Annotated in this window: 23 protein-coding genes, 1 tRNA gene and 1 pseudogene; 10 read left to right on the top strand and 15 right to left on the bottom strand. The window is 59.5% G+C overall.

What is annotated here, in order from left to right:
- Nucleotides 1–170: 170 nt before the first annotated feature.
- Nucleotides 171–992, top strand: a complete 822-nt coding sequence (locus tag NKH37_RS25745; protein ID WP_023720728.1) for a phosphatase PAP2 family protein — start codon at nucleotides 171–173, stop codon at nucleotides 990–992.
- Between the two features lie 363 nt (nucleotides 993–1,355).
- Here NKH37_RS25745 and NKH37_RS25740 read toward each other — a convergent pair whose 3' ends face one another.
- Both NKH37_RS25740 and NKH37_RS25735 read right to left on the bottom strand, forming a co-directional pair.
- Nucleotides 1,356–2,171, bottom strand: coding sequence for an NYN domain-containing protein (locus NKH37_RS25740; RefSeq protein ID WP_353041685.1), 816 nt, complete (start codon nucleotides 2,169–2,171; stop codon nucleotides 1,356–1,358).
- A gap of 68 nt (nucleotides 2,172–2,239) precedes the next feature.
- Nucleotides 2,240–2,533 (bottom strand): hypothetical protein, encoded by a 294-nt coding sequence (locus NKH37_RS25735; protein WP_353007394.1) that lies wholly within the window; start codon nucleotides 2,531–2,533, stop codon nucleotides 2,240–2,242.
- Nucleotides 2,534–2,627: 94 nt separating this feature from the next.
- On the opposite strand from NKH37_RS25735, the gene NKH37_RS25730 reads away from it, so the two are divergent.
- From NKH37_RS25730 to NKH37_RS25705, 6 genes are read left to right on the top strand one after another with little or no spacing between them, the layout of a single operon-like run.
- Nucleotides 2,628–2,906, top strand: a complete 279-nt coding sequence (locus NKH37_RS25730) for a hypothetical protein (RefSeq protein ID WP_352548508.1) — start codon at nucleotides 2,628–2,630, stop codon at nucleotides 2,904–2,906.
- A 4-nt stretch (nucleotides 2,907–2,910) separates the two neighbouring features.
- The gene (locus NKH37_RS25725) at nucleotides 2,911–3,282 is read left to right on the top strand and encodes a hypothetical protein (RefSeq protein ID WP_353007397.1); all 372 of its coding nucleotides are present in this window, start codon (nucleotides 2,911–2,913) and stop codon (nucleotides 3,280–3,282) included.
- A gap of 9 nt (nucleotides 3,283–3,291) precedes the next feature.
- Nucleotides 3,292–3,996, top strand: coding sequence for an SOS response-associated peptidase (locus NKH37_RS25720; RefSeq protein ID WP_353007400.1), 705 nt, complete (start codon nucleotides 3,292–3,294; stop codon nucleotides 3,994–3,996).
- Nucleotides 3,997–4,006: 10 nt separating this feature from the next.
- Nucleotides 4,007–4,189 carry a hypothetical protein gene (locus tag NKH37_RS25715; RefSeq protein ID WP_353007403.1) on the top strand — a complete coding sequence of 61 codons (183 nt, stop codon included), beginning with the start codon at nucleotides 4,007–4,009 and terminating at the stop codon, nucleotides 4,187–4,189.
- A gap of 14 nt (nucleotides 4,190–4,203) precedes the next feature.
- Nucleotides 4,204–4,446 carry a hypothetical protein gene (locus NKH37_RS25710; RefSeq protein ID WP_353007405.1) on the top strand — a complete coding sequence of 81 codons (243 nt, stop codon included), beginning with the start codon at nucleotides 4,204–4,206 and terminating at the stop codon, nucleotides 4,444–4,446.
- Between the two features lie 31 nt (nucleotides 4,447–4,477).
- Complete coding sequence (locus NKH37_RS25705; protein ID WP_353041683.1) at nucleotides 4,478–4,666, top strand: hypothetical protein; 189 nt, start codon at nucleotides 4,478–4,480, stop codon at nucleotides 4,664–4,666.
- Here the strand turns inward: NKH37_RS25705 and NKH37_RS25700 are convergent, their stop codons facing one another.
- From NKH37_RS25700 to NKH37_RS25675, 6 genes and pseudogenes are all read right to left on the bottom strand, one after another.
- The gene (locus NKH37_RS25700) at nucleotides 4,667–5,503 is read right to left on the bottom strand and encodes an ATP-dependent DNA ligase (protein ID WP_502906002.1); all 837 of its coding nucleotides are present in this window, start codon (nucleotides 5,501–5,503) and stop codon (nucleotides 4,667–4,669) included. It lies immediately after the preceding gene.
- A 111-nt stretch (nucleotides 5,504–5,614) separates the two neighbouring features.
- Nucleotides 5,615–5,827, bottom strand: coding sequence for a KTSC domain-containing protein (locus NKH37_RS25695; RefSeq protein WP_353003166.1), 213 nt, complete (start codon nucleotides 5,825–5,827; stop codon nucleotides 5,615–5,617).
- Between the two features lie 71 nt (nucleotides 5,828–5,898).
- Nucleotides 5,899–6,060, bottom strand: coding sequence for a hypothetical protein (locus NKH37_RS25690; RefSeq protein WP_353003168.1), 162 nt, complete (start codon nucleotides 6,058–6,060; stop codon nucleotides 5,899–5,901).
- A 116-nt stretch (nucleotides 6,061–6,176) separates the two neighbouring features.
- Complete coding sequence (locus NKH37_RS25685; protein ID WP_353003169.1) at nucleotides 6,177–6,815, bottom strand: glutathione S-transferase family protein; 639 nt, start codon at nucleotides 6,813–6,815, stop codon at nucleotides 6,177–6,179.
- 80 nt (nucleotides 6,816–6,895) lie between these two features.
- Nucleotides 6,896–7,012: pseudogene (locus NKH37_RS25680) on the bottom strand (recombinase family protein); the annotation flags it as partial.
- A gap of 98 nt (nucleotides 7,013–7,110) precedes the next feature.
- Nucleotides 7,111–7,308: a hypothetical protein gene (locus tag NKH37_RS25675; RefSeq protein WP_353003171.1), complete on the bottom strand. Its 198-nt coding sequence runs from the start codon at nucleotides 7,306–7,308 to the stop codon at nucleotides 7,111–7,113.
- 200 nt (nucleotides 7,309–7,508) lie between these two features.
- Between NKH37_RS25675 and NKH37_RS25670 the strand changes: the two genes are divergently transcribed.
- A complete protein-coding gene (locus NKH37_RS25670; RefSeq protein WP_353003172.1) occupies nucleotides 7,509–8,081 on the top strand; it encodes a hypothetical protein in 573 nt (190 codons plus the stop codon).
- A gap of 150 nt (nucleotides 8,082–8,231) precedes the next feature.
- Here NKH37_RS25670 and NKH37_RS25665 read toward each other — a convergent pair whose 3' ends face one another.
- On the bottom strand, nucleotides 8,232–8,435 hold the full coding sequence (locus NKH37_RS25665; protein WP_353003174.1) for a hypothetical protein: 204 nt from the start codon (nucleotides 8,433–8,435) through the stop codon (nucleotides 8,232–8,234).
- A gap of 207 nt (nucleotides 8,436–8,642) precedes the next feature.
- On the opposite strand from NKH37_RS25665, the gene NKH37_RS25660 reads away from it, so the two are divergent.
- A complete protein-coding gene (locus NKH37_RS25660) occupies nucleotides 8,643–8,987 on the top strand; it encodes a hypothetical protein (RefSeq protein ID WP_353003176.1) in 345 nt (114 codons plus the stop codon).
- A 22-nt stretch (nucleotides 8,988–9,009) separates the two neighbouring features.
- Here NKH37_RS25660 and NKH37_RS25655 read toward each other — a convergent pair.
- Nucleotides 9,010–9,094 (bottom strand) — tRNA-Leu (locus tag NKH37_RS25655).
- 177 nt (nucleotides 9,095–9,271) lie between these two features.
- On the opposite strand from NKH37_RS25655, the gene lipB reads away from it, so the two are divergent.
- A complete protein-coding gene (gene lipB, locus NKH37_RS25650) occupies nucleotides 9,272–10,015 on the top strand; it encodes a lipoyl(octanoyl) transferase LipB (protein ID WP_352814647.1) in 744 nt (247 codons plus the stop codon).
- A 404-nt stretch (nucleotides 10,016–10,419) separates the two neighbouring features.
- Here the strand turns inward: lipB and NKH37_RS25645 are convergent, their stop codons facing one another.
- The 5 genes from NKH37_RS25645 to mce form a co-directional block, all read right to left on the bottom strand.
- Nucleotides 10,420–11,103, bottom strand: a complete 684-nt coding sequence (locus NKH37_RS25645) for an ABC transporter ATP-binding protein (protein ID WP_353003300.1) — start codon at nucleotides 11,101–11,103, stop codon at nucleotides 10,420–10,422.
- The gene (locus NKH37_RS25640; protein WP_352483059.1) at nucleotides 11,100–12,386 is read right to left on the bottom strand and encodes a lipoprotein-releasing ABC transporter permease subunit; all 1,287 of its coding nucleotides are present in this window, start codon (nucleotides 12,384–12,386) and stop codon (nucleotides 11,100–11,102) included. Before NKH37_RS25640 ends, NKH37_RS25645 begins: the two co-directional genes overlap by 4 nt.
- On the bottom strand, nucleotides 12,383–13,711 hold the full coding sequence (gene proS, locus NKH37_RS25635; protein WP_353003302.1) for a proline--tRNA ligase: 1,329 nt from the start codon (nucleotides 13,709–13,711) through the stop codon (nucleotides 12,383–12,385). The genes NKH37_RS25640 and proS overlap by 4 nt, the downstream gene beginning before the upstream one ends.
- 561 nt (nucleotides 13,712–14,272) lie before the next feature.
- The gene (locus NKH37_RS25630; RefSeq protein WP_352590101.1) at nucleotides 14,273–14,557 is read right to left on the bottom strand and encodes a DUF1467 family protein; all 285 of its coding nucleotides are present in this window, start codon (nucleotides 14,555–14,557) and stop codon (nucleotides 14,273–14,275) included.
- Nucleotides 14,554–14,958 (bottom strand): methylmalonyl-CoA epimerase, encoded by a 405-nt coding sequence (gene mce, locus NKH37_RS25625; RefSeq protein WP_352483057.1) that lies wholly within the window; start codon nucleotides 14,956–14,958, stop codon nucleotides 14,554–14,556. The genes NKH37_RS25630 and mce overlap by 4 nt, the downstream gene beginning before the upstream one ends.
- Between the last annotated feature and the right edge of the window lie 71 nt (nucleotides 14,959–15,029).

Genomic DNA, 15,029 nt, shown 5'->3' with positions numbered 1-15,029 from the left:
GGTAAATTGGCTTGGCCCTAACTACGGAAGCCTCTCGCCACAGGCCCTCAGCCATATGGCAATTGCGCCTCTCCTTGTTTATGGCAATGTACGTGTTAGGTGCATCTGCACTATATCCAGAAGTATTCCGTACATCAGCCCTAATCTATTCTCACAAGTTTCTTATTGGCATGCCGGTCTTGTTTATCGGTGGCGTCTGTTGTGCCGCGCTCATCCATGGCCGACGGCAACCGGTTCGCTACGCCCTGGATTTGGTTCAAGGGCGCTGGCGCGGCTGTCTGTTGGTGCTGCTGTTCTTCTTTGCCAGCTTGACCGCGTTCTCTACCTACAAGATCGCCATCCCGTCCGTCGTCCCATACTATGCCGACCACTGGTTAGCCGACGCTGATGAATGGTTGCACGGGATGCCGCCGTGGGAGATCGCCCATAAGCTCGACAGCAACGGGTGGTCGCTCGTCGTCTTCAACAGCTATGAAGTCATTTGGTTCTACCAGTGGTTCGGCACCATCCTTTTCGTGGCGCTCTGGTCGGACGAGATTGCGCGCATCCGCTATCTCAGCGCGGCAGCGCTGACGTTGTGCATCCTCGGAACTGTCTTGGCTTTGGCGCTGGCATCGGTCGGGCCGGTTTACTACCACCAGTTTGTTGGCGTGGATCGCTTCCACGGATTGAATGCCGCCTTGGACAGACTGGACCATAATTACATGGTGCGGGAACCCGCAGCATATCTCCTGATGGCTTACCGGAGTGGCCGGCCAAGCCTTGGCGGCGGCATCTCGGCCATGCCAAGCATGCATGTCGCCTTTGCCGCACTGAACGCCTATTTGCTGTCCTCGATCAATCTCTGGCTGGGCGCTCTGGGTTGGGCGTTTGCAGCCCTGATCCTGTACGGATCGGTGTACACTGGATGGCACTATGCCCTGGACGGCTACGTATCGATCGCTGCTGTATCTGTGATCTGGTGGGCAACCGGACGCCTGGTGCGCGAATAATTATCCACGCAAACCGCATATATGGCTACGCGCCGATGGCGTTTTCGCATCGGCCAAACTCGCGATCGCAGGCAAAAAAGCCTCGCGCCTGACAAAGACGCTCTTTGCCGTGCTCGAACTCAACGGGGCGCTTTCGAATTTAATGGTGCGGTCGAGAATTGTGCCAAACTGAGGCGACACAACCACTTGCGCAAGGTGCGGGGAAAATATGCCCCATGATTTTGCTGACAAACTAGCTCTGGCCCCCGCACCTGACCCCTACGGCCCGTTCGTGATTTTCATACAGCTTGTTGGCAGAAGGGTCGTGTCGCGGTCAAGCACTTCACCAATATAGATAGCCCCCTCGAATCCTTCAGGCCGCACCTATGTGCGGATACGACCGTGCGTCGCTTCAGTAAAACCCAGTTGATTTTCTAGGAGTTTTACGAGTGTCTTGTCGTCGGCCGCAGCAACGAACGAAAATCCTTTCTCAACCCGAATAGCGTAAACATATGGGGAATCCTCTCTCTCCCAAATCTCGACGATTTCACCTGATATCTGAAGCGAGTTCACCTTCCTGAGTTTCTTCTGCGTGATCACGGTATAACTGGAAAGCCCCCCATTCATGACACCCAATGCGGACGGATTGAATTCGGGGGACGCCTCGAAAAAACTTGCAAAGGTAGCCTCGTTCACATGCTCAACGAAGTCAGCCATTTCGGTAAGATAACTTGGAGCATAGAGCCGACTGCAAAACAGTATCGTTCTTGCATGTGTGTTCTGAAGTGCTTCCAATACTGGATAAAAATCACCGTCGCCTGTGAACAATACAACCGTGTCCAAGCCCCCGACCGCATGGCGATAGGCATCCAAGGCCAATAGTATGTCGACACCTTTCTGCTCCATGCCGCGTTTGCGCCTGTGTCGTGCGACACCAGTTTTCACGTGCACGCCGCCGCAACTGTTGATCTTCTGAAAGAGCGCCTCAACCCTCTCCACCTCAAGGGCGTGTTCAGCATCTGATTGGCCAGACTTTTGTGCCGGGATCGCGTCGTAGTAGAATACTCGATCAGCGCTAAATTTGTCTTGGAAGAACCGCTCAAAATCGAACCCAGCCGCTTGGGGGATTCCGAAATAACCCCGCGTCGCGTCTATCATTAGGCGAAAGTTTGCACCGTCTACGAACGCATATCGAGTCATATTTCCACGCCGCCCTTTTACGATAGGGCTACACGGCCTGATAGTTTCTGTCGACCACTGGCAGGCGCTCATCCACGAAGCCGCTCGGTGATCCAACGGATCTTGCCGTCGACTTTCATCGGCTTGTGGATCATCAGCCGCTTCGGCAAGTGTTCCGGATGCACCTCGAGCAAGGTGATCTTCACCGTCGGCTTGCATCGGCTGCAATCAAATTTGAGCCTTAGCGGGTCGACGCCGCCGCCATAGACCATCATCAGGTCGGCCGAGCGGCAGTAGCGGACATTGCCGCAGCTGCATTCGGCTTTCACAAGCATGTTGTGCCGGGTCGCCTTGCCCAGCGTGTCGATTGGATCGTGCGCCATCCCTCTAGACAAGGAACATATTCCTGTTCCGTCAAGAGGCTCTTGACTCTGATGTTCTCATTTCGTTCACTGTCAGCGAATTGGAGACACACCCATGAAACCGATTACCGCGACCGAGTCCGAGCAGCCCGAGATATATGCCACGGTAAAGCGCGAGCGGGCCGCCATTCACCGGGCCGTCAGTAAGATGGCAAAGCAAATGCGTGGCCTGTCCGACGTCAGCCAGAAACAGGCTATTGCGGAGCTGACGGCCACTTGGATATTGGCGATCTATCCTGAAGACCTCGATCTGGCGTTGTCGCTTTCGGATGCGATGCGCCACCAGACCGACATTTATCTGAGAGAGAGCAAGAAACCCGGCGCTCACCACTGACCCGATGCGCAGCCGTCGCCCCTCGCCGGCCAAGATTGACCGCGAGTGGCCTTACCAGGTTGCGCTGCCCGATGATCTATGCACGGGACACAGCTTCTCGCTGATCCGCGATTTTTGCGAAGAGCGCGGGCTGGTCCCAATCAAAAGGCAGGTGCAGGCGATATGGCCGGATCAGACGCATGAGGACTGGCGGCTCTACTGCTTCGGCGACCAGGCGTCCGCACAGGTGTTCCTCGACCAATTCGGAGGCATCATGTTCGATCCCAAGCGCGATCGGGAAAACGGCAAGGCACACGGCGTGTGGCGCCGGACGGGCGAATACAAGGGAATTCTCGATCTCGGGCCGCTGAGCGTTCCCCAAGCCCTGCGCAACTAAGGCGACGACATGTGTAACCTCTACAACATCACTACCAGCCAAGAGGCGATTCGCCAATGGACCGGAGCCTTGCGCGATCTCCTGGGCAACCTTGAGCCGTCGATCGACATCTATCCCAACCAGTTCGGCCCGGTCGTTCGCAACGTAGCGGACGGGGAGCGCGAACTGGCTAAACTGCGCTGGGGAATGCCGACGCCGCCGGAGCGCGTCAAAGGCAATGCCGATTCCGGCACGACAAATATCCGCAACCCTCAATATGGGCACTGGCAGCAATATGTCGGCATCGAGCACCGTTGCGTCGTCCCGGTGACGAGCTTTGCCGAGCCCAGCCCCACGCCCGGTGACAAGGACCCCGAGACGGGCATTCAGCGGAACTTCTGGTTCGCCCTCAGCGAGGACCGGCCGCTGTTCTTCTTCGCTGGGCTATGGACGCGCTGGCAAGGGGTGCGCAAGGTCAAGGAAGGCCCTGGCGACCACGAACTTTATGCTTTCATAACCACGAAGCCAAACGCGTTAATCGAGCCGATCCACGAGAAGGCAATGCCGGTGATCCTGACCTCGCGAGACGAAGCCGAGACTTGGCTGACCGCGCCATGGTCGGAAGCAAAGCGGCTGCAGGGGCCGGCGGCCGACGACGCCCTCGTCATCGTCGAGAAGCCGGCCACACAGATCAAAGTTCCGCTGCAGGCGCCTGCACAAGGCTCGCTGCTTTGAAAGCATCCCGATGAACGACGAACTGATCCGTCTTCTCGGCGCACTAGAGCCCGTCACGCGTCCGGGCGTTCAGCATCATAGATGCGAGCATCCCGATTGCGGCAAAGATGCAGGATGGGGATTTGCCAAGCCGAGGCAGCCATCGCATTGGTTCTGTTTTGAACACCGCGCCGACGGCGAAGCATATCTCTGAGGAGCAATTCGAAAATGATCAGTCCGCCAAGACGACATGGCGAGTATGCCGACCGCGAGATCGATTGCCAGCAGGCTATTGAGCCCGGTTTCCAGGCGATCGTCGATTGCATGATCGAGGCCGGCTGGGCGCGCGGAGAGATCGTGCGGGCGCTGAGGCGGCTGATCGCCGCCGACAACATGACGCAGAAGGAAAACGCCAAGGTCGAGGCGCAGCTCGCCATCGCCCGCGCCATGATGCGGGCCGGCCGGCCTTGACGATCGCCGGGCGCGCGCCAGATCGCGCCTGATGAAATGGGTCAGGACCAACAACATTGCGACGGGTTACAAGGGCAAGCCGCATGACGGGCCGGTCGATGATGAAGCCAAGCACTTCATCTACTGTCCGGTGTGCGGACAGAATTTCGACGCTCGCGATCTTGGACAGGTGTTTCACCATGCCGAGCCGGTGCACCAGCCGCTAACGATCGAGCAGTAGCTATTCCTCCCAGAAATCCTGCAGCGAGGCATGCCGCAGGTCTTCCTCTCCCCTCAGATGCTTGATGCGGACCTTGATCCCCGGCTTCACCCATTGCGTCGCCGGCCGCTTTGGCATGTCCTTCGGCGGCGGGCCGGCATGTTCCTGGACTCGCGTCCAAAGCCGCTCGCGCATCTCTCGATTGATACTGACAAAGGCGCTGCCGACATATTTTCGCGTGCCGGGCTCGGCCATCAGGGCGAAAGTTGGCTTGCCTTGTTCGCGCTCGACGCCGAGAAGCTCGAACTCGCCGACGGTATAGCATTTGGTCTTCAGCCAGTTGGTGGTCGGGCCACTGACATACTTGCTGCCGAGACGCTTCGACACCATACCTTCAAGGCCGGCTTGATCGACAAGGTGATAGATCGCATTCGCCTCGCCTGGCAGCGCCTGGCTGAACTGGATGCGGATGTCCAATGGGATGATGCCCTCCAGGATCTCGCGGCGCTCCTCAACGGCCATGTCGCGCAAATCATGACCGTTGAGGTGCAGCAGATCGAAAGCGACGAAATAGAGATCGTGCTGGCGCCGCGTGATCGCCTTGCGCAGCTCGGCAAAGTCGGACAGGCCCTTGTCGTTGAGCACGATGATTTCGCCGTCGAGGATGGCGTTCTCGACATCCAGCGTTTTGGCTATTGCGGCGAGGTCGCGATATTTCGACGTCCAGTCGAGGCCGCGGCGGGTGAATATGCGCGCGCGTCCGGCGTCGACAATGATCTGTGACCGATAGCCGTCGAATTTGACCTCGTGACCCCATCCGTCGCCCTGGGGCGGCTTCGCCACCAGCGTAGGCATCATCGGAGGTACGAACGCGAGGCCTCCGGCAGTCGATCCCTTAATCACGACTAGGGTTTAGGTCTTGGTATGTCGTAACGCATCCCTCGAACGGGGGATGATCGTCAACGGTCGTCACCCGTCGTCGGCAGCGACAAGCCGGTAGCGGAAGTGATTGCGAATATGGTCGTTAAAGTAGCGGCCCTTGGCGAACGCGGCTTTGAATGCCGCAAAGGTCTCCGGCGGTACTCCCTCAAACTCGTACTGCTTACCGCTGGCGACGAACCACACCGAAAGGACCTTGCGCTCGGGATCGTATTCCGTTTTGCGAATTGAGGTAGAGGGCATAAGGGATCAACGAGTGGAAAAGCCGTCGCGTTCCTCGTCTTTGATGAAAGCCCCGCGGCGCGACCGTCTGTCTAGTTCAGCGCCGGCGGCTGCCCGGGGCGAAAACCCTTCAGCGCCGTGGTGATGCCCATTGTCACCGATTGCTCGGGATAGTCCAGCATGCGCAACGTGTCCGGATCGTCGCCGACCACACCGCAGACCGGCAGCACCTGGTAATCGCCGTCGAACGGCATGGCCTCGCCATTGGAGGCCGTAGCGTTGGTTTCCCGCTAAACAACGCTACCAGACATTTAAGCACGACCGCGTAGGATTATGGTCTTGCGAATTTTTGGATTCGGCAACGCGACAGCTACTCCCAGAGGGATATTCCCTCTTGCGTTAAGGCTCGTTGCACAGCCGCTCGCTCCTCCAACCGACGTGCATGAGAGGTCCAAGCTGGGTAGGTATTTCGCATGTCAACGGCCATACGATTTCCCCACCTGTAGAATACGAGCAAATACGGATCAACGATTGAATAGGACCCTCCTACGGCCCAATCTCGGTCCGTCAACTTGGATTCTATAAGGGCAAACGCGGAAGCCAAGTGCTCCTTTCCTTTATGAATCAAGGGCTCGTACATCGATTGATCCGGTAAGAAAAAGTCGGCGCGCCAGATCATTCGGACGGCGACCGCGTGAACCGCACTCGATAGCCAGTTAAACCATTCGATGGAACGGATGATGTTTTCTGCATCCGCTCCCAGGAGCCGCGCGTCTGGATTCGTCAGGCCCAGGTGAAATAAGATTGCCGGCGCTTCAGTGAGAGTGAAATTGTCGGCAATGAGAACAGGGATTCGCCCTTTCGGGTTTAAGCGGTGAAATTCGTCGGTCTTGGCTTCGGGATGGCCTGGCGACATCAACGCCAGCGAATAGGGCCTTCCAATCTCCTCCATGACGATGTGAGGTGCAAAAGAGCAAGAGCCTGGCGCAGCATGGAGTGTGTAATGCATCAATTCCTCCGAAAACCGCATCTTACCTGTTTCAATCTGTACTGAGTTGCCAACGACGTCTTGCTGGATTTGAAAGACGCTCAAGTTGGGCGGCTGATGCCCAGCCGGCGCATTCCCCGATAGACGGTGGAGCGCCCAAGCCCAAGCTGTCGGGCGGCTTCAGCCGGAGTTGTTTTCGCCTCGATGAGTTTAATCGCCGCCTCGACCGTCTCCGGTGGGCTGGGAGCACATTGCGTTCTCGGGCCTCATCCTGCCGAGAGGAACACGGGCCGCATAGAATGTTCTCCAGCCGTTCTCACTTGCCGTTGTTTAGCGTTCTCTCAACGCTGTGCCCTCCATTGGCGAGAAAATCGTATTCCGGGAAGCAGCCCTTCAGGAAAGCCTCGACCTCGCGCAACGCCGCGTCGGAGCGGGCGCCAGATGGCGGCAGGATGACAAAACTGTCGACCGCGTCGCCGGCAGGCATGCCGGAAATGTCGATGGCGGAATGCATGAGGACCCCCGATTGGATGTTCTCATTCCGTTCATGATCGGGAGTGCAAGTCAATCCCGTCCGACAGACGCAAAAAAAGCGCGGTCAATACCAACTTCTTGCGTTGGGTTGCCCTGCGGAATAGATCGGGAGCTTGCCCTCTTCATATTTCGGTGATTGATTACGAGCCGCCGATACTCATTAGACTTGGGAGCTGCACTATGGACAGACTGTCTAGGTTGCTGGCCGCCTTTGCCCTTACGATAACATCCCCCGCCGTGGCCGCCGACTTTCAGCTCATACCAAACGTCTCCGGTTCAGTCGCTCAGACAAGAGCCAGCAGAGTTGTGGCAGGTCAGATGGCGCAGCACATAATCAGATCAGACACCTTCTTAGTTGATAGGGACACCGGAACAATTTTTAATTGCTATGGCCAACTGGAATTCTATCTCATAAACTCAGTATTCCAAAATGAGACAAAGAGCGAGGCAAGATGTAGAATAGTATTGGCTGCATCATTCAGTGCATTGACAACATCATGGAATTTTCAGGCACCATTATACAATCCACAAGCACCTGTCGATCCAGGCTACCAGATGCAGAACAGACCAGCTTTCTACTGGCAGGTGGCAAAGGACCGTGTTGGCGTTTGTATTCAAGCGCCGGTCGCGGTCAATCACTATCCTAACACGACTGCGTTTGGGCCAACGTGGTGTAAAGAGGCGACTATCGATTTCACCAAGGCTGCTGAACACCCCGAAGACCCGGTGCTTGATTTAGGTGATCAGAACTAATTGATATCTTGAATTTGATATGATTTTTCCTCCGCTTCCCTAGGTGGTTCTAGGCCGAAGCGCTGAGAGAGCGCACGCCTAAGAGCGGACAAAGGCCCGCCGCACCTTTCGGCGCGGCGGGCGATCATATTGCCGGCGTCGGGAAAATGGTCAGCGCCGCGGCGATCGGTTTCGCTCTTCGGCTACGGCCTGGAGTGTTGCCGTAAGAGCCGCCACCGCGTTCGACAGCCCGACGATGCTGTCTTGCACCCGGTCCAGACGGGTCAGCGTGGCGCTCTGGAATTTCTCGCTCGAGGCGGCATCCTGGGTTTGCTTGGTCTCGACCGCGATCAGGCGCTCATTGACCTGCGTCACCTGATTGCTCGCCGACGAAGCCCTTTGCTCGACTGTTGTCACCCGGTCGTTTATGACATCGAACTTGCCTTCGAGATATTGGCCGCTCGCGCATATTCAAATGCCCGACGGGATGACCGTCGCAGAGCACGTAAAGCCGAACATCGCCATCGCCTACCAGACCAACCCGATGCAGCCGCTATTGCCGGCGCCGAAGCGGGGTGAGCAATGACGGACAGGCCAATCCTTTTCAACGCCCCGATGGTACGCGCGCTGCTCGCCGGCACCAAGACGCAAACGCGGCGGGTGCCGACAAGACTTAATGGTTTCGGCAACATCCGCATGTTCGGTCCAAGCGACACGCCAGGCTACGACTGGCATTTCCGCGACAAGGCCAGCCGCTGGAATGATCTACGCCATGCCGCGCTGCTGAAGGCGCTGCCCTATACAGTTGGCGACAGGCTCTATGTCCGCGAGGCGTGGCGCACTTTCGCGGCGTTCGATCCTATAGCGCCGCGCGACCTGACGCCCGGCATCGTCATCTCTTATGAAGCCGACGTCGAATCGCAATGATTTCAACGGCTAAAAAATCGATTGGTGCGGTCGAGAAGACTCGAACTTCCACGGGTTGCCCCACAGCGACCTCAACGCTGCGCGTCTACCAATTCCGCCACGACCGCACGTGGTAGGAGCCAGAACGAACCGGCCCGCGGCGTGTAGCAAATCGTTTCCGGTGAAACAAGTGCGCGGCCAGCAATAATCGGCCGGATATCGGCTTAACTCTGCAAAGCGCCGAACGTGCCCGGAACTGGACGTTTGTACCGATTGCCGCCATATGAGGGGCGAGACGAGATATCATGACAGAACGCAGCCAGATCGCCACGTCGTTCCTGCCCTCGCCCGGCTCGGCGCCGGTCGAATGGCGCATTGAGCCCGGGCTCACCGCCTATCCCGATGCGCTCGCCGTGATGGAGGCGCGCGCCGAAGCAATCCGCAGCGGCGCGGCTGGCGAGATGGTCTGGCTGGTCGAGCATCCGCCGCTCTATACCGCCGGCACCAGCGCCCGTTTCGAGGACCTGATCGAGCCGGACCGCTTCCCGGTCTTTGCCGCCGGGCGCGGCGGCGAATACACCTATCATGGGCCGGGCCAGCGCGTCGCCTATGTCATGCTCGACCTCAAGCGGCGGCGCGAGGATGTCCGCGCCTTCGTCGCGGCACTCGAACAATGGATCATCGGCACGCTGGCCGCCTTCAACGTACGCGGCGAACGCCGCGAGGACCGCGTCGGCGTCTGGGTGGTGCGGCCGGATCGCCCCGCTTTGCCCGACGGCTCGGTCGCCGAGGACAAGATCGCTGCCATCGGCATCAGGCTGAGGCGCTGGGTGAGCTTCCACGGCATTGCCATCAATGTCGAACCGGACCTCAGCCATTTCAGCGGCATCGTGCCGTGCGGCGTCCAGGATCACGGCGTCACCAGCCTCATCGATCTCGGCCTTCCCGTAACAATGGCCGATCTCGACCTGGCGCTGAAATCAGCCTTCGAAGATGTCTTCGGCCCGGCAGCGCCTTTGCAGGTCGAGGCGGCCCGCAAAGTCGGCTGACAGGACCTCACTGAAGACCGAATTCCTACGCTGCGCCCCTCTCCTCCGCGAAGAACGGCTCGTCAGCGTTCTAGCCATGTCTTTCAGCGCATCCTCACATCGCGCCGATCCAGATTGCCATGGAAATGAGGAACGTGCTCATGCACACCAGCGAGACGACATCCTGAACAAGATCGGTCATAGCTCTCTCCTGTTGTTAGTATGTTCGTATTTTGTTCTAGTTTTGTTCGAATGTCAACGATCGCAATCCCGGCATGGCCGGAATTGCGTGCGGTCAGTTTCGGCAGGGTTAAGAAAGGGTTGAGAGGCAGATTGCCGACGGTTTCGGGCCGAGAGCGCGCACGAAAAATAGCGGACGGCGCACGCCAGTTCGCAGGCCGGCATCACCTCGGTCTTAGCACACCCTAAAGCGGGACGACCTTGCCGTCGGCAAGCGTCACGCGGCGATCCATGCGCGAGGCAAGCTCGTGATTATGGGTGGCGATCAGTGCCGCCAGGCCCGATTGCCGGACCAGCGCTGCCAGCGCCTCGAACACGTAGGAAGCGGTCACCGGGTCGAGATTGCCGGTCGGCTCGTCGGCCAAAAGCACCAGCGGCGCATTGGCGACGGCGCGCGCAATGGCGACGCGCTGCTGCTCACCGCCGGAGAGCTCGGAAGGGCGATGATGCGCCCGCTTGCCGATCTGCATGTAGTCGAGCAATTGCGCCGCCCGCTCGGCCGCCTCCTTGCGCGCCAGCCCTTTTATCAGCTGCGGCATCATGATGTTTTCCAGCGCCGAGAATTCCGGCAGCAAGTGATGGAACTGATAGACGAAGCCGACATCGTTGCGGCGGATCGCCGTGCGCTCGTCGTCGGAAAGCCGACCGCAGGCGCGCCCCGCCAGGATCACGTCGCCGGCGTCCGGCCGCTCCAGCAGCCCGGCGGTGTGGAGCAGCGTCGACTTGCCGGTGCCCGAAGGCGCCACCAGCGCCACCATCTCGCCACGCTTAAGCGAAAAATCGGCGCCGTTCAGGATGGCCAGCTTGCGCGGCCCCTGCACATAGTGCCGTTCGACGCTCTTCAGCTCGATAATGGCCTCGGCCATCATTCGTACCTCAGCGCTTCGACCGGATCGAGCCTGGCCGCCCGCCACGCCGGAAACAGTGTCGCCAGGAACGACAGCGCCAAAGCCATGAGAACGACCGAGATCGTCTCGCTGGCATCCATGCGGGCCGGCAGCTGGCTTAGGAAATAAAGCTCGGGATTGAACAGCCGCTCGTCGGCCAGCCAGGAGAAGAACTGGCGGATGCGCTCGACGTTGAGGCAGATCAAGATACCGAGCAGCACGCCGGCGATGGTGCCGACAACGCCGATCGCAGCGCCTGTCATCAGGAAGATGCGCAGGATCGCGCCGCGCGTCGCTCCCATGGTGCGCAGGATGGCGATGTCGTGGCCCTTGTCCTTCACCAGCATGATCAGGCCCGAAATGATGTTGAGCGCCGCCACCAGCACGATCAGCGTCAGGATCATGAACATGACGTTGCGCTCGACCTGCAGCGCGTCGAAGAACGTCTTGTTGCGTTGCCGCCAATCGACAAGGCTGATCGGCCGCTGCGCCGCCTCTTCGACCTTCGGCTTCAGCGCGTCGATATTGTCGGGATTGTCGGTGTAGATCTCGATCGTCTGCGCCCGGCCGTCCATGTTGAAATAAAGCTGCGCTTCCGAGAACGGCATGTAAACGATGGAGCTGTCATATTCCGACATGCCGACCTCGAAGATCGCGGTGACCGGATAGCCCTTCATGCGCGGCGTCGTGCCGAGCGGCGTGACGTCGCCCTCGGGCGAGATCAGCGTGATCGTATCGCCAAGCACAAGGCCGAGATTCTCGGCCATGCGGCTGCCGATGGCGACGCCCTCGCCGGTGTCGAAGCCGACGATCGAGCCCTCCTTGATGTTGTTGGCGACGATGGTGATCTTGCCGAGGTCCTCGCCGCGTATGCCGCGCACCAGCGCGCCGGTGCCGCCGCCGACATTGCCTTGCGCCAGCACCTGCCCGTCGATCAGCGGAATGGCGTATTTGACGCCGGGCACGCCGTTGATGCGGCCGGCGACCTGGGCATAGTCCTCCAGCGGCATGTCGAGCGGCTGCACGATCAGGTGCCCGTTGACGCCGAGGATGCGCGTCAGCAGTTCGGCGCGAAAGCCGTTCATGACCGCCATGACGACGATCAGCGTGGCAACGCCCAGCATGATGCCGAGGAAGGAGATCGAGGCGATGACCGAGATCACCGTCTCCTTGCGGCGCGAGCGCAGATAGCGCCACGCAACCATACGCTCAAAGCCGGAAAAGGGTCCTGCCCCCGAAGGTTTGGCTGCTGCCGCTTCGTTCATGCGGCGGCACCGAAACGCTTTTTCACGTCGCCGATCGGCAGCGTCTCGCGCTCGCCGGTCCTGCGGTTCTTGATCTCGACCTCGCCGGCTGCGACGCCGCGCGGCCCCACGATCACCTGCCACGGAAGTCCGATCAGGTCGGCGGTAGCGAACTTGCCTCCCGGCCGCTGGTCGGTGTCATCGTAGAGCACCTCCTTGCCGGCGGCGGCAAAGGCGGCATGCATCTCACCGCAGACGCGGTCGCATTCGGCATCGCCAGCCTTCATGTTGATCAGGCCGATGTCGAACGGCGCCACCGCTTCCGGCCAGATGATGCCGTTATCGTCATGGCTGGCCTCGATAATCGCCGCGACCAGCCGCGACGGACCGATGCCGTAGGAACCGCCAGAGACGAAATGATCCTTGCCGTCCGGCCCGGTCACCTTGGCGCCCATCGGCTTGGAATATTTGTCGCCGAAATGGAAGATATGGCCGACCTCGATGCCGCGCGCCGAGACCTTGTCGGCTTCGGTGAGCTTTTCCCATGCCGCCTCGTCATGCATTTCGTCGGTGGCGGCATAGGGCGTCGTCCATGTCTTGACGATCTCGGCAATCTCGGCGTCATTCGAAAAGTCGGTATTCGCCCCCGGTACATCAAGCGAGAGATAGTCGCGATGGCAAAACACCTGGCTCTCGCCGGTGTCGGCCAGGATGATGAACTCATGGCTGAGGTCGCCGCCGATCGGCCCGGTGTCGGCGCGCATCGGGATCGCCTGCAGCCCCATGCGCGTGAACGTCCTGAGATAGGACACGAACATACGGTTATAAGCGGCCTTGGCGCCTTCATAATCGAGGTCGAAGGAATAGGCGTCCTTCATTAGGAATTCGCGCGAACGCATGACGCCAAAGCGCGGGCGCACCTCGTCGCGAAACTTCCACTGGATATGATAGAGGTTGAGCGGCAGGTCCTTGTAGGACTTGACGTAGGAGCGGAAGATCTCGGTGACCATCTCCTCGTTGGTCGGGCCGTAGAGCATGTCGCGATCTTGCCGGTCCTTGATGCGCAGCATCTCCTTGCCGTAGTCTTCGTAGCGGCCGCTTTCGCGCCACAGCTCGGCCGATTGGATGGTCGGCATCAGGATTTCGAGCGCGCCGGCGCGATTCTGCTCCTCGCGAATGATCCGGCAGACCTTGTCCAGTACCCGCTTGCCGAGCGGCAGCCAGGAGAAGCTGCCTTGCCCCTGCTGGCGGATCATGCCGGCGCGCAGCATCAGCCGATGCGAGACGATCTCGGCCTCGCGCGGATTTTCTTTGAGGATGGGCAGGAAATAGCGCGACAAACGCATGAACTGGTCCGTGAGAGAGGATGGCGGCGCCGGAATCGGCGCAGCGCAGGCTTGCTTGCCCCGGCTTCATAGCCATTTCATGGCGGAATGGAAACCCGGCCCAGGCGCTGCACAGACGCCGCAATTGCCGCACACGGCTTGCTGGGCGTTTCGCAAGCAACGCCTGCCGTACTATTGTGCACTGCAGCACGAGATTGCCTGTTTCCGGGCAAAATTCTTCGTGACATTTTCACCCGCCTTAGGCTAGTGTGCCCCGATAACCGAGAGGGCGGAGAAAAATCTGCCCTCCTACGCGGTCAAAGTCTTGGGAGGATGCGATCTAGGCGCGGTAACTCGCTGCCGCCGGACACCGGAAACAGATCGGACGCGTTTAAATTGCAAGGCCTCGCGCCTTGCATTTTTTTTGTGCAATCATTTGGTTAGCAAGACAGATTGCCAAACTACATGACGTTGCGTCAGCCCAAATCCGGCCCACGGCCTTTACTTGGGTTGACCTTGCTGGCTGAGCTTGATTTCAGGGCGTCGGCATAGGTCTTGGATAGCCGGACATTGGGTAGCCGGCTAATGCGCTGGGCTCTGGTTGAAATCCGGCACGATGTGCGGGATGTCGTCGATGCCGAGACCAAGCCCTCTCGTGATGCCGTAGAAGATGCCCATCAGGACCAGTGTGGCGATCGTCGTGCGCAGTGCGGCGCGCAGCATATGCGGTCCGCGCGGCGCGCTCGGAACCGTACCCAGCGTCACATCCTGGTCCTCGTCCTGCGTCCGCATGCTGAACGGCAAGACGGCGAACAACACCACCCACCATGTGGCGAAGAACAGGGCGATGAAAGAGACCCAGCTCATGCTTGCTCCAGTTCGACCAGCGTGCCGAAAAAGTCCTTGGGGTGCAGAAACAATACGGGTTTGCCATGCGCGCCGGTCTTCGGATTGCCATCGCCCAGCACGCGCGCGCCGCTGGCCTTGAGACGGTCGCGCGCCGCAACAATGTCGTCAACCTCGTAGCAGACATGGTGCATTCCGCCGGACGGATTCTTCTCGAGGAATGCCGCGATCGGCGAGCCTTCGCCGAGCGGCTCCAGCAACTCGATCCTGGTATTGCCGACGTCGACGAACACCACCGTCACGCCATGCTCCGGCAGCGCCTGCGGCGCGGTCACGCGGGCGCCAAGCGTATCCCGATAGGCCGCCGCCGCCGCAGCCAGATCCGGCACGGCAAGCGCGACATGGTTGAGGCGTCCGAGCATTGACTGCGTCCTTAGGGCAGTAAGGCAATAGGGCAGTATGGGAGTAGGGAAAACTACTTTCTCCCCTACTG

It is taken from the genome of Mesorhizobium sp. M1217 (assembly GCF_040318275.1).
Classification (GTDB): domain Bacteria; phylum Pseudomonadota; class Alphaproteobacteria; order Rhizobiales; family Rhizobiaceae; genus Mesorhizobium.
Note: the sequence above shows the minus strand (reverse complement) of the source record. Positions and strands in the feature narration are given on the sequence as shown.

What these genes read in the sequence shown, in the direction of transcription:
- NKH37_RS25675 (WP_353003171.1), bottom strand. Translation starts at nt 7,308, where the DNA reads ATGCATTCCGCCATCGACATTTCCGGCATGCCTGCCGGCGACGCGGTC.
- NKH37_RS25720 (WP_353007400.1), top strand. Translation starts at nt 3,292, where the DNA reads ATGTGTAACCTCTACAACATCACTACCAGCCAAGAGGCGATTCGCCAA.
- NKH37_RS25630 (WP_352590101.1), bottom strand. Translation starts at nt 14,557, where the DNA reads ATGAGCTGGGTCTCTTTCATCGCCCTGTTCTTCGCCACATGGTGGGTG.
- NKH37_RS25735 (WP_353007394.1), bottom strand. Translation starts at nt 2,533, where the DNA reads ATGGCGCACGATCCAATCGACACGCTGGGCAAGGCGACCCGGCACAAC.
- NKH37_RS25705 (WP_353041683.1), top strand. Translation starts at nt 4,478, where the DNA reads ATGAAATGGGTCAGGACCAACAACATTGCGACGGGTTACAAGGGCAAG.
- NKH37_RS25710 (WP_353007405.1), top strand. Translation starts at nt 4,204, where the DNA reads ATGATCAGTCCGCCAAGACGACATGGCGAGTATGCCGACCGCGAGATC.
- NKH37_RS25670 (WP_353003172.1), top strand. Translation starts at nt 7,509, where the DNA reads ATGGACAGACTGTCTAGGTTGCTGGCCGCCTTTGCCCTTACGATAACA.
- NKH37_RS25740 (WP_353041685.1), bottom strand. Translation starts at nt 2,171, where the DNA reads ATGACTCGATATGCGTTCGTAGACGGTGCAAACTTTCGCCTAATGATA.
- NKH37_RS25645 (WP_353003300.1), bottom strand. Translation starts at nt 11,103, where the DNA reads ATGATGGCCGAGGCCATTATCGAGCTGAAGAGCGTCGAACGGCACTAT.
- NKH37_RS25715 (WP_353007403.1), top strand. Translation starts at nt 4,007, where the DNA reads ATGAACGACGAACTGATCCGTCTTCTCGGCGCACTAGAGCCCGTCACG.
- NKH37_RS25690 (WP_353003168.1), bottom strand. Translation starts at nt 6,060, where the DNA reads ATGCCGTTCGACGGCGATTACCAGGTGCTGCCGGTCTGCGGTGTGGTC.
- NKH37_RS25660 (WP_353003176.1), top strand. Translation starts at nt 8,643, where the DNA reads ATGACGGACAGGCCAATCCTTTTCAACGCCCCGATGGTACGCGCGCTG.
- NKH37_RS25640 (WP_352483059.1), bottom strand. Translation starts at nt 12,386, where the DNA reads ATGAACGAAGCGGCAGCAGCCAAACCTTCGGGGGCAGGACCCTTTTCC.
- NKH37_RS25745 (WP_023720728.1), top strand. Translation starts at nt 171, where the DNA reads ATGCCGGTCTTGTTTATCGGTGGCGTCTGTTGTGCCGCGCTCATCCAT.
- NKH37_RS25730 (WP_352548508.1), top strand. Translation starts at nt 2,628, where the DNA reads ATGAAACCGATTACCGCGACCGAGTCCGAGCAGCCCGAGATATATGCC.
- NKH37_RS25695 (WP_353003166.1), bottom strand. Translation starts at nt 5,827, where the DNA reads ATGCCCTCTACCTCAATTCGCAAAACGGAATACGATCCCGAGCGCAAG.
- NKH37_RS25700 (WP_502906002.1), bottom strand. Translation starts at nt 5,503, where the DNA reads ATGATGCCTACGCTGGTGGCGAAGCCGCCCCAGGGCGACGGATGGGGT.
- lipB (WP_352814647.1), top strand. Translation starts at nt 9,272, where the DNA reads ATGACAGAACGCAGCCAGATCGCCACGTCGTTCCTGCCCTCGCCCGGC.
- proS (WP_353003302.1), bottom strand. Translation starts at nt 13,711, where the DNA reads ATGCGTTTGTCGCGCTATTTCCTGCCCATCCTCAAAGAAAATCCGCGC.
- mce (WP_352483057.1), bottom strand. Translation starts at nt 14,958, where the DNA reads ATGCTCGGACGCCTCAACCATGTCGCGCTTGCCGTGCCGGATCTGGCT.
- NKH37_RS25685 (WP_353003169.1), bottom strand. Translation starts at nt 6,815, where the DNA reads ATGCATTACACACTCCATGCTGCGCCAGGCTCTTGCTCTTTTGCACCT.
- NKH37_RS25725 (WP_353007397.1), top strand. Translation starts at nt 2,911, where the DNA reads ATGCGCAGCCGTCGCCCCTCGCCGGCCAAGATTGACCGCGAGTGGCCT.